Raw genomic sequence first — 15,756 nt, forward strand, 5'->3', positions numbered from 1 at the left:
GCTTGTCTCCTGTTGTTCAAGTTGTGGCCGGGAAGGACAGCAGTGCTGCCGCGCCGCGCTCGCGCAATACCGTCAGGTGTGCGGCAAGCCGGCGCCGGAACTGCTGCGGCCACGGGGCGTCGCCAAATACGGCGCCGTGCGCCAGGGCCCGGTGCACGGCTTCCGTATTGCTGTCCGTGCCGCACAGCGCTGCGGCAAGCGGCGGCGCACCGGGATCGCTGGCGGCCAGCGGCTCGCCACGCTCGTTGGTGTCGCAGCGCAAATAGTGGAGCCACAGCGCCAGCGCACGCTCCAGGCATGGCCGCTCGATGCCCGCGGCCAGGCTTTCGCGCAAGGCCGGCAGCCAGCGCACCGGGACCTTCTGCGTGCCATCCATCGCAATCTGCGCGGTGTGATGCGCGATCGCCGCGTTGCGCAGGCGGCACAGCAACGCATTGCCGTAGCGGGCGACGTCGTACTCCGGCGGCGCGGTGACGGTGGCATGCAGGTCCTCCATCACCCCGCGCGCGAAGGCACCGAGGACCGGATCGGCCATCGCCCCGGCCACGGTTTCTATGCCGCACAACTGCGCGGCATAGGCGATCGCCGAATGCGTGCCGTTCAGCATGCGCAGCTTCATGGCCTGGAACGGCCGGACATCACCGGTCATCAACGCGCCGCCAGCCTCCCACGCGGGCCGCGCTCCGGCGAAGCGGTCTTCGATCACCCATTGCGTGAACGGCTCGCAGACAATGGCGGCTTCATCGCGTAGTCCGAGGCGCTGCTGCGCCCAGTTCAGCGACGTTGGCGTTGCGGCCGGCACAATGCGGTCGACCATGGTGTTCGGCAGCGCCACCTCATCGTGGATACGCCGGGCCAGCGCCGGATCGGCCTGCGACGCGTACTGCGTCAGCAGCTTGCGCAGCGTGTCGCCGTTGTCGGCCATGTTGTCGCAGCAGACAATGCTCAGCGGCGCGCCGAACGGCCGGCGGCGTATCCCCGCCGCCAGCACGCCGAGCGTGCTGCGCGGCGCCTCGGGATGGGCCAGGTCATGACGGATTTCCGGATCGCTGGTGTCGAGGTCGGATGTCGACGGATGCCGGTGGTAGCCTTTTTCAGTCACGGTGCAGGTTACGACCGACGCGGCGGGATCGGCGATGGCGCCGATCACCTGCTCCAGTGCATGCGGCGCATACAGGGCCTGCACCAGCGCCCCCACGATGCGCCCCGTGGCCTCGGCACCCTGTCGCTCGATGACCGCGTACAGGCAATCCTGCGCAGTCAGCGCGCGCGCCATGCGCGGTTCCCGCAAGCTGACGCCCACGATGCCCCAGCGCGTGTCGCCATCATGGATCGCTGCCTCGGTGTACAGCGCCTGGTGCGCGCGGTGGAAGGCGCCGAGCCCGATATGCACCACGCCGCGCGACAGACGGCTGCGCTCGTAGCCGGGCTGTTGCACGGCGGCGTCGGCGCTGCAGACGGTACGCTGCGCCAGCCTCATGCCCTGACCCTCGATCGTTTGTATTGCGGCATCGTGCGTGGCATCCGTGCTGTTGACGATGGCAAAACGTACCATTCGGGAATGCTGCAGACGTGCAGCCGTTTCGCAACATTTGTGCGGCACTTGCGCTTTCCCGCTGCGGAATCCTCTCGTATCCGCCCCTGCCTTCGGGAGGTAACCTGCTTCGCATCCCGTGCCATAGCGTCATCGCATGCGATGACGCAGCAGTGGCAGCGCGCAATCGCCGGAGCAAGTCTTGAAGATCGAACGGATACAAACCATCGTCACCTGTCCGGGCCGCAACTTTGTCACGGTCAAGGTGATGACTGACCAGGGCGTCTACGGAGTTGGCGATGCCACGCTCAACGGCCGCGAGCTTGCGGTCAGCACCTACCTCGACGCGCATGTCATCCCCTGCCTCATCGGCCGCGACCCGCGCTGCATCGAAGACATCTGGCAATACCTGTATCGCGGCGCCTACTGGCGGCGCGGCCCCGTCACGATGACCGCGATCGCCGCGATCGACATGGCGCTGTGGGATATTCTCGGTAAGCTGGCGAACATGCCGGTGTACCTGTTGCTGGGCGGCAAGAGCCGGCAACGGCTGCTGGTCTACGGGCACGCCAACGGCCGCGACCACGAGGAAGCCGTCGATGCCGTCCACCGGCATATCGAGGAGGGCTTCAAGGCGATCCGTGTGCAATCCGGCGTGCCGGGACTCTCCAAGGTGTATGGCGTGGGCAAGCAAGCCGGCCACTATGAACCCGCGGAGAAGGGGCTCCCGCCGGAAGAACCGTGGGACACTGCCCTCTACCTGCGCCACACGCCGGAACTGTTCCGCAAGGTGCGCGATGCCATCGGCTTCGGGCCACACCTGCTGCATGATGCGCACCACCGGCTGACGCCGATCGAAGCGGCCCGCCTTGGCAAGGCACTCGAGCCGTTCAGCCTGTTCTGGCTGGAAGACGCCACGCCGGCCGAAAGCCAGGACGCCTTCCGCCTGATCCGCCAGCACACCACCACGCCGCTGGCGGTAGGAGAAGTCTTCAATTCGATCTGGGATTGCAAGGACCTCATCGGCAACCAGCTGATCGACTTCATCCGCACCACCATCGTCCATGCCGGCGGCATCACGCATGTGCGGCGCATCGCGGACTTCGCCGCGATGCACCAGGTGCGCACCGGATTCCACGGCGCCACCGACCTGTCGCCGGTGTGCATGGCGGCGGCGGTCAACTTCGGGCTGTGGGCGCCGAACTTCGGCATCCAGGAACTGATGCCGCACAACGCGCTGACCGACGAAGTGTTCCCGCACAACTATCGCTTTGCGGACGGCCATCTGGTCATGGACGAGGTGCCTGGACTTGGCGTCGACATCGACGAAGCGCTGGCCGCCAGGTACCCGTATGAGCGTGCCTACCTGCCTGTGGCAAGGCTATGCGATGGAGCGATGTGGAACTGGTAGCCTGGCACGCGATAGATGACGCTCACTTCCACACAATGCCGTCCCCCATGCCACCAGCACCCAACATGTTGAGCATCGTCGTTAACCAACCCCACGGCCTGTCCTTGTGCGCAAGGCCCATCCCCACCCCCGCCCCCGGCGAAGTCCGCCTGCGCGTGCGCTATGCCGGCATCTGCGGCTCCGACCTGCACATCTTCCACGGCAAGAATCCGTTCGCAGCGTATCCCCGCGTTATCGGCCATGAATTCATGGGTCATATCGACGCTGTCGGCGCGGGCATCAGCGCGCAGCGCATCGGCGAACGCGTGGTGGTGGATCCGGTCATCAGTTGCGGCCAATGCCACGCCTGCCGCATTGGCCGGCGCAACGTCTGCAGCCGCATGCAGGTAATCGGCGTGCACCGTGACGGCGGCTTCAGCGAATACACGTGCGTGCCGGCGTGCAATGCCTACGCGGTGCCGGCTGGCCTGGCGGCGACGAGCGCGGCGGTGATCGAGCCCTTCGCCGTCGCGGCAAACATGACCCACCGCACAGGCGTGCTGCGCGAAGACATCGCGTTGATCTATGGCGCCGGCCCTATCGGTTTGAACCTGCTGCAAGTACTCAAGCGCGTCTACGGTGCACGGGTTCTGATCACCGACCACCTTGACGAACGGCTGGCGCTGGCCCGCCATTGCGGCGCCGATGCGGATGACGTCATCAACACCTCACATGAGGACATCGGACAGGCCCTTGCAAAACGCGGCGTGGCAGAGGGCCCGACACTTATCTACGACGCCGTCTGCCACCCATCGATCCTGGAGGAAGCCGTGCGCATTGCCGCCCCGGCAGGACGCATCGGCATACTGGGCTTTTCCGCGATGCCATCGGCCGTTCCGCAACTGGAGCTGACCCGGAAGGAACTCTCGCTCTATGCCTCGCGCCTGAACTGCGACATGTTTACCACCGTGATCGACTGGATCTCCCAGGGGCTGGTCGACCCCGGCTGCATCGTCACGCATCGGATCGATTTCCACGATGTCGCCGATGCCCTGGACCTTGCCGAACACAACCCGCGCGAGAGCTGCAAGATATTGCTCGACTTTGGCGAGCCTGCCTGATATGCCGCCAATCTTAGATATCGTCGAATGTTGCTAATGCACTACCCAAATGAAAATGGCCTCCCGAATCGGGAGGCCATTTATATTCCTGGTGCCGGCTGCAGGACTCGAACCCGCCACCTGATGATTACAAATCTTAAGGAGTCGACTATTGATCCGATTTGATCTACGTGGATCGATGAGATCATGCCATTGATTTTAATGGAAATTTCCCTTCAGGCCGTGCCCTCCAGAATTGACCAACATGGTTCAACGCCACTAGAATTTGCCTACATGATGCCTACACGGATATCGAATGGCAAAACAAAACTTCACGGCAGCGCGAGTCGACGGCTTCACTTGTGAAGCAGGCAAACAGCAAAGCATTTATTGGGATGCGAAGACGCCAGGATTTGGCATCAGGGTCACGGCAGCTGGGGCAAAGGCCTACATCTTTGAATCTCGACTCTTCGGGAAGACCATACGCGTCACCATTGGTGACACCAGAGCGTGGGACTTAGGCAAGGCACGCGCCGAAGCAGGCCACCTTAAGACTTTAATAGACGCAGGGAAAGATCCGCGCGAAGTCAAGGCAGAACAGCAGGCTGCCTTTGAAGCAAAACACGCTGCGAAAGTCCGCGAGAGCATAACCGTAGCCAACGCGTGGAGTGACTATGTCGAATCTCTGCGTACCAAGCTCTCCCCCAAAACCAAGAAGCCAAGGTCTGCTGGCTACATCAATGACCATTTCAAACTCGCTGCGCCGGGCGGGGAACCGACCAAGCGTGGCGGCAAGCAAACCGAACGCGGACCACTTTATCCGTTGATGGAACTGAAGCTCTCCGGCCTAACCGCTAAAGCAGTTGGCGCATGGCTGGAGTCGGAGGTGCCGATCAGGCCAACCAGCGCCGCCTACGCCTTTCGAATGCTCAAGGCGTTTGTCAGGTGGTGCGAGGGCCATGACAAGTACGCCGGCATCGTTCCTCCCGACAGCTGCACGTCTCCCAAGGTAAGCGGGTCGTTGCCTGGCACCAACACCAAGGACGGCGACAGCCTCCAGCGGGAACAGCTCGCAGCTTGGTTTGGCGCCGTGCGCGCTCTGCACAACCCGGTACAGTCCGCCTATTTACAAGGCTTGCTCATTACCGGCGCGCGCCGAGAGGAACTGGCCGCGCTGCGTTGGGAAGACGCGGACTTCCAATGGCGAAGCTTACACATCGCGGACAAGATTGAAACCGAAACTGGACGCGTGATTCCCCTCACGCCTTATCTAGCCTCCCTATTGCTCGATCTGAAGCGCCTCAACGAAACGCCGCCCAGCAGACGCCGCCTGCGTAGCCTGGAAGCCCGCGGACAGAAATGGGAGCCATCACCTTGGGTATTTCACAGCCTCAATGCCGAGAAAGGTCGTATTGCCGAACCGCGCTACGCGCACAACCAGGCGATCGAAGCTGCCGGCCTTCCCCATGTGACGCTGCACGGGCTACGCAGATCATTCGGCACCCTGTCGGAGTGGTGCGAGGTTCCAGTCGGTGTAGTGGCGCAAATCCAAGGGCACAAGCCTTCGGCGTTGGCCGAGAAGCATTATCGACGCCGGCCACTCGATATGCTCCGAATGTGGCACGACAAGATCGAGGCATGGATGCTGGTGCAGGCGGGAATTAGCTTTCATCAGGCGTCGAAGGCGGCCCAAGAGGCTGCATTCCAAATGACGCCATCCGCTTAATCCCCAGAGGCTTCACAGTTGGCGCGGATCAGCAACTGGCGGTAAGGCTACTAATTTAGCAGGTGGCGTCCAGGGGACGTTTCGAGGAAGACGTTTGCCGGAAAACAATCAAATGCAACAATCAATATATAAAAACTATCATGTCTTGACTACGGCGGACTGGTGACGATCACCAGTCCGCCGTAAAATGCTGGATATGAAACACGAACCCGACACTGCTAGAGGCATGCCCGCCCACTTCTCTGGCCATGAGACGTTTCCCTTACGCCAAATGTGGCTAAAAAAAGTCTGCGACGGGGTAGTTGACGGTCGGATTGCCAAGGCTACCTTCAGCGACGACAACGCTATTGCAACGTTTGGCGTCGGCAAGAATATGGTGGCGTCAATCCGGCATTGGGCTTTGGCATGTGGCGTAATGCAGGAAGAGGGAAGTCACTTTCGTTTTGGCCGTCTCGCCTACGAAATCCTTCAAGATGGCGGGCTCGACCCGTACGCAGAGAGTCCATCAACGGCATGGCTCGCCCATTGGCAACTCGCGGGGCGGTGCATTCGTTCGACGACATGGTATTGGCTGTTCAATTATGTAACTGCCCCAACATTCACGCGCCAAGAGCTGGAAGAGCCTTTGGCCCGCTATGCCCGGGAGCTTGACCCCAAGCACCGTCTCTCCGCCTCGACGATCTCTCGCGACCTAGAGACATGCCTGCGCAGCTATGCGCCGCGCGCGGCCGGCGGCTCTCCGGAAGACTTCGCCGAGCCTCTGTTGGGCGAATTGGGGCTGCTGCAAGAGGTCCACAAAAGCCAGTATGCATTCCGCCGCGGCCCCAAGGCTTCGTTGCACGACGGCATTTTCGCCTATGCATTGGTCGACTTCTGGGATCGCGAGGCCAACGGGCAAAGCTCGCTGCCCTTCGAGGCGGTCGCTTACGCCGAAGGCTCGCCGGGGCGTGTCTTCAAACTTGATGAAGAGTCGATCGCCCAGCGGTTGATTGCCCTCTCTGACTTCACGGACCGCAAGCTGGCTTGGACAGACTCGGCAGGCCTACGCCAAGTCCACCGCAAGCCCATGTCCAAAGAAGACATCAAGAATTTGATCAGGCGCGCCTATGACTGACAAGAAGCAAGAAGTGTTATCTGACATCGTTCAGATTTCGCGCCACTACCAACGCTCAATCCGTGTGGACGCGGATATCGGTCGGGCCGATGCACTTGGCGGCTATATCTGCCATGCCACCGCGGCGTCCGTAGTCGATGGCATGTGCAAGCAGCTCACCGGAACCAATCAACGCTGCTTCACTTGGACAGGCCCGTTCGGCGGCGGCAAGAGTTCGCTAGCCGCGGCACTAGCGAGCGCGCTGCATCCTGACAAGGATCTTCGAACGAAGGCTCGCCAAGTCCTGCGCTTGGACGCTAAGCCCGCCTTCGACAACGCCTTCCCGGTTCGCAGGGGATGGTTGCTTGTTCCGGCGGTAGGCCGGCGCGGCAGCGTTGTCGCGGAACTAGCCGCCGGTGTCCGGCGCGCGCAAGGCAAGAACGTCGACGGCCGCAGTAAGCCGAACGCCCAGAGTCTCATCGCGGAGTTGCTCGAAGAGGCCAAGAGCCGTCCACAGGACGGCGTGCTGGTCATCATCGACGAGATGGGCAAGTTCTTGGAGGCTTCCGCTTTGGGCTCCGGGGACGACGTCTACTTCTTCCAAGAGCTTGCCGAAGCCGCCGCCCGTTCCGAGGGTCGCTTGGTTGTCGTTGGCGTGCTGCACCAATCATTCGCGCAATATTCCGCCCGTCTCGGCATCGATACGCGCGACGACTGGTCCAAGGTTCAAGGCCGTTATGTTGACCTGCCATTCGTGGCGGCAAGCGACGAAGTCGTCGAGCTTATCGGGCGCGCGATTGAAGCCAAGCGCTGGCCTGCGTGGATGCTCGACGCATCCAAGACCATTGCGGATGCCATCCGCTCTCGCCGCCCTGCCGTGGGGCAGGATTTCGCCAAGGCATTAGCCGCATGCTGGCCGCTGCATCCGGCCATGGCGGCGCTTTTGGGGCCGATCTCCAAACGGCAGTTCGGTCAAAACGAGCGCAGCACCTTCGGTTTCCTTTCATCGGTGGAACCACATGGCTTCCGCGCTTACCTGAACTCGACCCCTGTCAAGGAGGCTACCTGGTATCGCCCAAATGACTATTGGGACTACCTTCGCTCGAACTTGGAGCCGGCGATCTTAGCCTCTCCCGATGGTCATCGCTGGTCGCAAGCGGTAGAAGCAGTCGAACGTGCAGAAGCCAAGACGGGCGATCCGCTGCTAGTCGCTTTGATCAAAAGCATTGCCGTCATCGACCTGTTCCGCAACGGATCAGGCCTCGCGGCTGACGCTGCGGTTCTTGGAGCCCTTTTCTTTGACAAGACCAGCGAAGAGCTCGACGCCGCGCTGCAAAAGCTCTCCGCCCTAAAGATCGCCCTCTACAAGAGCTATACCGGAGCTTGGTCGGTGTTCGAGGGCAGCGACTTCGATATCGATGCCGCCATCGCGCAAGCACTAGCTGCATCACCGGGCGTCGACTACACGCGCCTCGCGCAGTTCATGGGCCTGCATCCTGTGGTAGCTAAACGCCATTACCACGAGACAGGCTCCATGCGATGGATGGAGCTTGTGCTTTGTAGCATCGAGGAGACTGAAAAGATCGCCGCTGATTTTCGCCCGCGCAAGGGCGAGTTCGGGACATTCATCCTCGCGTTGCCAAGCCGTGGCACGAGCCCCAGGGCTGCCCGGCTTCGTGCGCAGGCTTGCTCCAAGCTGCGACCATGGCCGGTTATGGTAGGCATCCCCACCAACCACTCTCGCATCGCAGAACTTTCGGCTGAGTTGGTCGCGTTGGAGCAGGTAAAGGAGCGCCATGAGCTATCCGGCGACGCCGTCGCCCGCCGAGAGGTCTACGCTCGCCTGGCTGCGACGCGGGCCGGTCTGGAGGACCAGCTCCAAGCGGCGGTTTCGCTGGCGAAGTGGCACAATGGAACAGATCAAGTCGTCGAGCTGGGGTCAAAGCTCTCGCCGGTGGCCTCCGAACTAGCTGACGAGCTGTTTACCACTTCGCCTCCTGTTTGGAGCGAGTTGGTCAACCGCGACAGCGTGTCAAGCAACAGCGTGAAAGCCCGCCGGGACCTCCTGCACGCCATGGTTAATACCGAAGGCCAAGAGGCGCTCGGCTTCGAGGGCTTCCCTGCCGAACGCGGGCTTTATGAGACTCTGCTTAAGAGCACTGAGCTGCATCGACAAGACGACTCTGGTGCCTGGCGCTTTGTTCCACCTGGTGACGGATTGGCCAGCCAATTTGAGCCTCTGTGGAACGCGACCCGCACCCTTTTCTCGGACGCCACTGCTCGCGTGGGCGCAGATGAGATCTATGCACTGTGGAGCGCGCCACCGTTCGGCATGAAGCAAGGCATCCAGCCAGTGGTCCTCACTGCATTCATGCTCGCCCACAAAGCCAACATCGCCGTTTACAAAGATGGGATGTTCGTGCCCCGCTTAACCGATGCCGATATCGACGAGTGTCTACAAGACCCCGGCCGATTTTCCCTGCGCTGGGTGGCCATCGATGAAGACAAGAACCGAATCCTCGACGGTATCGCCAAACTGCTTGCGGAGATTGGTGAAAGCTCGGGAGCGGCCGACCCGCTCGAGGCCGCTCGAGGTCTTGTCGCCATGGTCTACAACCTGCCGGAGTGGACTCGAAGGACGCAGCGTTTGGGCGATACGGCCAAGGCAATGCGTGACATGCTCTTGAAGGCTAGTGACCCGCACAAGGTGCTGTTTGTCGACCTGGCATCGCTGCTCAATGCTGGGGATGGCAGGGCTTACGTGAAGGCACTGCGCGCGCCATTGAAGGAGCTGTCGAGCGCATACGGAAAGATGCTTGTGGAAGTCGAAGGGAAAATGCTCGACGCGCTTGATGCGAGCCGTGACGACCTCGAAGCATTGCGCGAACGGGCCAGATCAGTGGCCGGTGTGTCGGGTGAGCTGCGATTGGATGCTTTCGCGACGCGCTTGACCAATCTCGATGGCAGCCGAGAATCGCTTGAAGGCATTCTCAGCCTGGCCGCCGAAAAGCCTCCGCGCGAGTGGGTGGACCGCCACATCGATGCAGCAATCTTGGAGCTTGCCAAGTTCGCACGGCGCTTCCGGGAAGCCGAAGCCTTTGTGGCAGTCCAAGGAAGAAAAGCGCATAGCGAGGCCATTGCCGTCGTCATCGGCGCGGGATCTAACACCAAGACAATTTCACGTTCGTTCGCGATTTCAGACCGGTATCGCAAGACGGTGGAGACCAAGGCCGATGAAGTTGCTTCCATGCTGGAAGGTCAAGGGTTGGGGACAGATGTATTGTTAGCCATCCTTGCCAAGGCTGGAATGAAGCTCGCGTCTATCGAAAAGGAGGCTGCCAATGGCTGAGCGACACGTTCTCGGAATTTCGGGCGGCAAGGACAGCGCCGCCTTGGCGGTTTACATGCGGGATCACCATCCCGAACTCGACATCGACTACTTCTTCACCGACACAGGAGAAGAGCTGCCCGAGGTTTACGAATTCTTGGGTCTGCTTGAAGGCTATCTTGGCAAGCCAATCGCAAGACTCAACCCGCGTCGAAACTTCCGGTTCTGGCTGCGGGAGTACAACCATTTCCTCCCAAGCCCTCAAACCCGTTGGTGCACCAAGATGCTGAAGCTAGCGCCGTTCGAGCAATGGGTGCGCCCATGGCTCGCAGTCGGCGACAGGGTAACTTCCTATGTCGCCATCCGTGCGGACGAAGACTATCGGGAGGGGTACGCAACCAAGGCCGCCAACCTGTTCGTGAGACTACCATTCCGTGAAGCAGGCATCGACAAGGCAGGCGTGGTCGATATCTTGGAGTCCTCCGGAGTCGGTTATCCGAAGTATTACGAGTGGCGCTCCCGCAGCGGCTGCACATTTTGCTTCTTCCAGCAGAAGATCGAATGGGTTCGCCTCAAAGAGCAGCACCCCGAAGACTATGAAAAGGCCAAGGCGTTGGAGAAGGACGCCTTGGAGCACGGGTCGCCTTTCACCTGGTCCAAGGGCGAGTCGCTCGTTGATATTGAGCAGCCCGAGCGCATTGCACAGATTAAGGCCGAATACGAGATCCGCCGCGCGCGCCTGCGTAAGAGCATTCCCATAAATCCTCTGCGTCCCGCGAAGTCTTCTCTGGAAGACATCGACGATGTCTACGGGGAGGACGAAGGCAACGGCGCCTGCGTGGTTTGCCACAAGTAGACATCGAGCCCAGATCTAGATCGCACACCACACTTGGCGCGACTGCACTACCGCACTACCGCCGCTCTGTGCGGAGACCATTGTCTTACCTCGTGGAGCCATCAAACAGCGCGAATATGAGCCAACTGAGTAAGTAGTCAATCAGACCTCGGGGCGCGCACCGGTGAAGCAATGCTACTGACTCCGCTCAAGGCTGTACTGCGTCTCAGCATCACTCCGGAACTCTTGTTCTTTTACACCAGCAGAAACCCCCGGAAGCGATCCGATAAGCGCCGCTACCGAGCGCGCAACGTCCGGGGAACCCTTCAGGCTTCCCCGCACAGGCTATACCTGCTGTCTTACCCCGGAGGAGACTCTTCCAGCTGCGTAGCTGGAATTTGCATCCCTGCAGGCTCGATGAAGCCGGACCGAATCGCATCACCGAGACCGGGAACGTCCGCACGGCCAGCATCGCGGATCAGAAAGACGATGCCAGCCTTGTTCAAACTGCTGCGAGGCAATGGCGCATCCGGCACGATGTAGTTCCAGGCTATCAAACCCATCTTGCGAACTCCTTTCTCAGCGCCTGTCTCGGAGCTGATCTCCTTCCATCCTTGGTCGTTCACCCCCTTTAAGTCAAAACCCTGAACCATAAGGCGTCGCAAATCCGGGGTGGCTTTAACATGTTGAAAAGCGAGACGCGCGTGCGGCGCAACATGGTCTTCTTCAACGCCAGCCAAAGCTGAAAGCACGCCGTCGCAGATCACCTCTGTCATCACAAGACGCAGCATCGGCCCCCCGTTCTCGTCGCGGCCGACGAAGCACACCGCCCCATCGGCGAGTGCGCTGACGTCTAGAGCCTTAAGTCGCCCCTCGACGTCAGGATAGAATAGCCCAAGCTCAACCGGGAATGTGCCTGGCAGAGCTGCCATTTGACCGATTCTTCCCAATCCTGCAAGCACACGCTGCTGCAATTCGAGTGCATGTCCCTCACGCAGTCGGCCAACAAGGCGGACATCACCAGCTTCAAACGCATTGGAGATCTGACTTTCCGAGACGGTATCGATGTGCTTAAGGTTCCATTTCACCCAACGCAATTCATTATCGATCCGGATCGCGGACGTCCGAGCGTCATCGCCATAAGACCAATCTTTGACCGCAAGCGGCTTGACCGTGCCAACAAGGAGAAGAATACGTGGTGCGGCCCCACGTTGGAGATCGCAGGCAGGCGTCAATACTAGGAGCACTTGCTCAGGTGTAAGGTCGACAAGGATGGCTCGTTGCAGCCGATTGGCGTCGGCTTCAGGTGGCATCCGCAAAAGATCGCCAAATGCCACCAGCGCGCCGACTGACCCAGGTAGCCGCAAGCGGTTCTCGTGCTGAGTAAGCAAGCGCTGTACTAGTTCTTGTAGGTCTGCTGAACCGGCGACATATGGTGGGGGGTGCTTTGCAGCAGAAAAACCGTTCACAGCTAGAGCGGCGTCGATGATGCCAGCTTCGCGCTCAATCTCATGCTGAAGAACGCGATCGAAGACGTCTACGAGGTAGCTGCCAGCAGGTTGTCCCTCAGCATCTAGCAGCAACTGCTGAATCTGCCCGACATCTGACAGGCGCATTTTGCGGAGAAGGCGCAATGTCCGTTCGGCGCCCTGCTTAACCCCAACTTCAAGTGCGTGAAATAACCGGGCCAGGGCGTGCGAGTCGGTGCTGTTCTCGGCCAATCGCTCCAATTGGAGTTCGAGGCGATTGGTATTTTCAATGTCCTCCTTCTTGAGAATGCGAAATCCGGAGTCCAGCAAACCAACCTCGTCGCGAAACTCGTCTCGCTTGGACTCCAAGCGGGGACTGCGTGACATTAAGATAACTAGGGGTGGATTGGCTAACCGCAGTTGCAGCGCTTCGCGGAGCCGCCTCTTAGACTCGTCCAGCGAAGCGGGATCTTGTGCTTTACCAAAGAAGAGGTCGATGACTACAAGGTCAGCCTCCCTTGCTGCATTAGCGAAATCGCGTCCAGCGGTTCTCACGGTCAAGCCAAGAGCGTGAAGCCGCTCATTGACGAGGCGAACGTAACTCTCGTCCGTAGCCTGGTCGGCGGTGTAGGTTTCAAAGAGGCCAGCTGCAGTCTCGCCAAGTTCGTCGCGAAGCCGCCAGATCGCCGCAACGTAGTTGTCGTCATCAACGCACTCGTCGAAACGCTTCGACGCTGCTGCAGGATACGCCTCGATGATTCGAGCCCGCTGTTCATGCGTTATGTCATCGTTGAAATTCGACCACGCTTCATTTCCAGGGTCGATATCGGTGCTGGTTGGCACTGCATCGAATACGTCATCAACAATTAGGGCGGTTCGAATGTTGCGCACGGCAAGCAGATCAGCCAGGCTCACAGTTGTGCTCCCTCCGGAAGCTCGAGAATGAAGCGGTGAAGACGACCAGTCTCGGGGTTAATGGACTCTGCGAGAGTGAGCGTGCCACCATTGTGCTGCGCCGCCTCGCGAGCGATAAAGAGGCCGAGGCCTCTGCGCCGACGTGTGTCTTTGAGTGAGAAGAACGCCTTAAACACTTGTTCGCGGTTGTCTGGGGAAATTCCGCGGCCATTGTCTTCAAAGGTGATCGTAGGTGGCCCACTTTCCAACGTGATCCGGATCTCTGGTTTGAAGCGCGGCTCACGGTCAGCCCTCATGTCGAGCCAGTAGGTTGAGTTCGAGATCAGATTTTCCAGAATCTGGACGATCATCCCTTTCACCGCTCTAACGCGCACCGGTCGATCAGGTAGGTCTGGGAAGACTCGGATGTTGTGCCGGTCGAATTGCGCCTCGTGCGCCTCGATAGTGTCGCGGATCAGCTCGTCCAGCGCAAAGACCTCGGTGCGTTGGCGGCCGGAGACGCTCATTGGGTCGAGGATACGAACGCGCTTGCTAACGCTCTTCAATTCCGCCTGGAGCGTTCTAAATTGTGGCCTGAGACTGTCGGGTACATCCTTGCTGCGCAGACGATCAAGTGCTTTGAGCGCATTCTCGGAAGCGCGTGCGAGCTCGTGCGCGACAACCTCCACCATGAGGCCCACCCCGGCCATGTCAATCATCTGCCGGCTTTCCTGTTCTACCTCCGCGATTCGTTGACGGGCACGCGCTGCGAACTCGGTGAACTCGAACAGTGTTTGCTGAAGATCTTCAATTGCCTCGTCGCCTTCGGGCGGCGTCAGCCGCTTTAGCCGGCGAATTGCGCTCTTCGCCCTATCCTCGAGCCGCGTGACCTGGGCTTGCGCGTCCGATAGGTCGACCTTTTGGTTCTTATATTGCCGTTCGACGTCACGCATGAAGGCACCAAGCCGGTCCTGCACTGCATAGCGGATGACCTCGAGGAACACCTGCTGCTCCGGAGTAATCCGAAGACCTTCCCGATTCGTTTGGTCGACTAGCATCGGGTTGGCTGTGCGCGAAATACTCACCCTGCCGATAAATTGCGTCTTGTTAAGCGTATACCCCGATCGGCGCAATGCCCTGCGGTCAAGCTCCAGCCAGTCATCCTCATCTTCACCATATGGGAAGACTCGGAAGCGATCTCGGAACAACATGATCCCCGACCACTTCTCCTGTAGCTCACGCACCGCCCTCTGCTCACCAATCGCGTCGACCCTAGACAACCGACGACGGTTATACCAGTGCGCCTCAAATGAGAACGGCCCAACGGATCTAAGTGCACTGTCCTCAATGTGCCGGTCCCGCCCAATCATCGCACTCTGCAAGTCCTCGACCGACAGCGTAATGACCTCACGTTCTTTGGGGTGAGCGAACCCTAGATCGAGCGCCTCTATAGTGCAGGTGAGGGTGGGAGATCCGTCAACGACGCTGTAACAACCCTCAACGCGGGCGTGAGCGGCGGAAAGTAATGCAGACGGCATAATAGGAATTGCCTTGCGCTCACCGTTCCAGAATATGGCAATGCGAGGACGCTCTCCAGGATCAGCAAATGGGTCTGTGAGGCGCGCAAAATCGTACTCCGCCATCTCGCGAACCCGGGACTCCGTCCAGTTTTCGCTAAGGTTACTGATAATGATGGATGTCCCTGACCATGTTGGGCTCGGCTTGTGAGGTCCAACTGTCGGGCTAACCGGGATCTGGTCGAGCATGGCATCGATATCCGCGAACGCCTGCCAGTCAATTTCCAGAAAATTGAGCCGCGAATCCTCGACGCGCGCGGTTTCGACACGCAAGCGCTCTCCAAGACGCATTGCCGATAGTCGGCCTATGCCCTTTTCTCCAAGGTAAGGCACCTCCCGTTCGCCCCGGCGCAGTGCAGCCTCCACCTCGCGTTTGCGCGACGGCGTACCGATTACGAGAAAGCTACGCTCGAGATCATCGAGCGACATACCACTACCGGTATCGGCAACCACAATGGTGTTATAGCGTGCTTGTGCTTCAGCTAGCCGGTCTTGAAGATCCTCGCTGTTTTCGGCCGCCTCAATGGCTTCACGAAATCCATCAACGGCCGCAGCACTTGCGCGAGGGGCCAGCGCTGAAATGATGAGCTTTTTCAGTTCAACAAGATTGCCTCCTGAGCTTACCTCTTTAGCAAGCCGCTGATATGAACCACGCGAAAGCGGAATATCGAACCGTACCTCAACGCCCGTCTTAGAACGAGCATCGAAGCCGTTCTTAATCAGTTCATAAAAGGCGATAATGTCCGAACTGATGAGCTCAGACCCGAGTTCCAAAACAGTGCGTGCAGTAATTCTGAACAATGGCTACTC

Annotated in this window: 9 protein-coding genes; 6 read left to right on the forward strand and 3 right to left on the reverse strand. The window is 59.8% G+C overall.

Going from position 1 to position 15,756, the window contains the following annotated elements; all coding sequences use genetic code 11:
• Positions 1-16 precede the first annotated feature (16 nt).
• Positions 17-1,480: a mannitol dehydrogenase family protein gene (locus tag E0W60_RS25905; protein ID WP_135706319.1), complete on the reverse strand. Its 1,464-nt coding sequence runs from the start codon at positions 1,478-1,480 to the stop codon at positions 17-19.
• Positions 1,481-1,736: 256 nt separating this feature from the next.
• On the opposite strand from E0W60_RS25905, the gene manD reads away from it, so the two are divergent.
• The 6 genes from manD to E0W60_RS25935 all read left to right on the forward strand — a co-directional run bounded on the left by manD (position 1,737) and on the right by E0W60_RS25935 (position 11,027).
• Positions 1,737-2,945, forward strand: a complete 1,209-nt coding sequence (manD, locus tag E0W60_RS25910; RefSeq protein WP_135706021.1) for a D-mannonate dehydratase ManD — start codon at positions 1,737-1,739, stop codon at positions 2,943-2,945.
• Between the two features lie 65 nt (positions 2,946-3,010).
• Positions 3,011-4,045 carry a Zn-dependent oxidoreductase gene (locus E0W60_RS25915; protein WP_135706320.1) on the forward strand — a complete coding sequence of 345 codons (1,035 nt, stop codon included), beginning with the start codon at positions 3,011-3,013 and terminating at the stop codon, positions 4,043-4,045.
• Positions 4,046-4,340: 295 nt separating this feature from the next.
• Entirely contained in the window at positions 4,341-5,750 is a 1,410-nt protein-coding gene (locus tag E0W60_RS25920) for a tyrosine-type recombinase/integrase (protein ID WP_135706022.1), read from the forward strand.
• Positions 5,751-5,976: 226 nt separating this feature from the next.
• Positions 5,977-6,864, forward strand: coding sequence for a DUF4007 family protein (locus tag E0W60_RS25925; RefSeq protein WP_135706023.1), 888 nt, complete (start codon positions 5,977-5,979; stop codon positions 6,862-6,864).
• Positions 6,857-10,192, forward strand: a complete 3,336-nt coding sequence (locus E0W60_RS25930; RefSeq protein ID WP_135706024.1) for an ATP-binding protein — start codon at positions 6,857-6,859, stop codon at positions 10,190-10,192. Before E0W60_RS25925 ends, E0W60_RS25930 begins: the two co-directional genes overlap by 8 nt.
• A complete protein-coding gene (locus tag E0W60_RS25935) occupies positions 10,185-11,027 on the forward strand; it encodes a phosphoadenosine phosphosulfate reductase family protein (RefSeq protein WP_135706025.1) in 843 nt (280 codons plus the stop codon). The genes E0W60_RS25930 and E0W60_RS25935 overlap by 8 nt, the downstream gene beginning before the upstream one ends.
• A 338-nt stretch (positions 11,028-11,365) precedes the next feature.
• Here E0W60_RS25935 and E0W60_RS25940 read toward each other — a convergent pair whose 3' ends face one another.
• Positions 11,366-13,390: a hypothetical protein gene (locus tag E0W60_RS25940; protein WP_135706026.1), complete on the reverse strand. Its 2,025-nt coding sequence runs from the start codon at positions 13,388-13,390 to the stop codon at positions 11,366-11,368.
• Positions 13,387-15,747 (reverse strand): sensor histidine kinase, encoded by a 2,361-nt coding sequence (locus tag E0W60_RS25945; RefSeq protein ID WP_135706027.1) that lies wholly within the window; start codon positions 15,745-15,747, stop codon positions 13,387-13,389. The genes E0W60_RS25940 and E0W60_RS25945 overlap by 4 nt, the downstream gene beginning before the upstream one ends.
• Positions 15,748-15,756 lie beyond the last annotated feature (9 nt).

The organism is Cupriavidus oxalaticus (genome assembly GCF_004768545.1).
GTDB lineage: Bacteria > Pseudomonadota > Gammaproteobacteria > Burkholderiales > Burkholderiaceae > Cupriavidus > Cupriavidus oxalaticus_A.

What these genes read in the sequence shown, in the direction of transcription:
- E0W60_RS25930 (WP_135706024.1), top strand. Translation starts at nt 6,857, where the DNA reads ATGACTGACAAGAAGCAAGAAGTGTTATCTGACATCGTTCAGATTTCG.
- E0W60_RS25935 (WP_135706025.1), top strand. Translation starts at nt 10,185, where the DNA reads ATGGCTGAGCGACACGTTCTCGGAATTTCGGGCGGCAAGGACAGCGCC.
- E0W60_RS25925 (WP_135706023.1), top strand. Translation starts at nt 5,977, where the DNA reads ATGCCCGCCCACTTCTCTGGCCATGAGACGTTTCCCTTACGCCAAATG.
- E0W60_RS25915 (WP_135706320.1), top strand. Translation starts at nt 3,011, where the DNA reads ATGTTGAGCATCGTCGTTAACCAACCCCACGGCCTGTCCTTGTGCGCA.
- E0W60_RS25905 (WP_135706319.1), bottom strand. Translation starts at nt 1,480, where the DNA reads ATGAGGCTGGCGCAGCGTACCGTCTGCAGCGCCGACGCCGCCGTGCAA.
- E0W60_RS25920 (WP_135706022.1), top strand. Translation starts at nt 4,341, where the DNA reads ATGGCAAAACAAAACTTCACGGCAGCGCGAGTCGACGGCTTCACTTGT.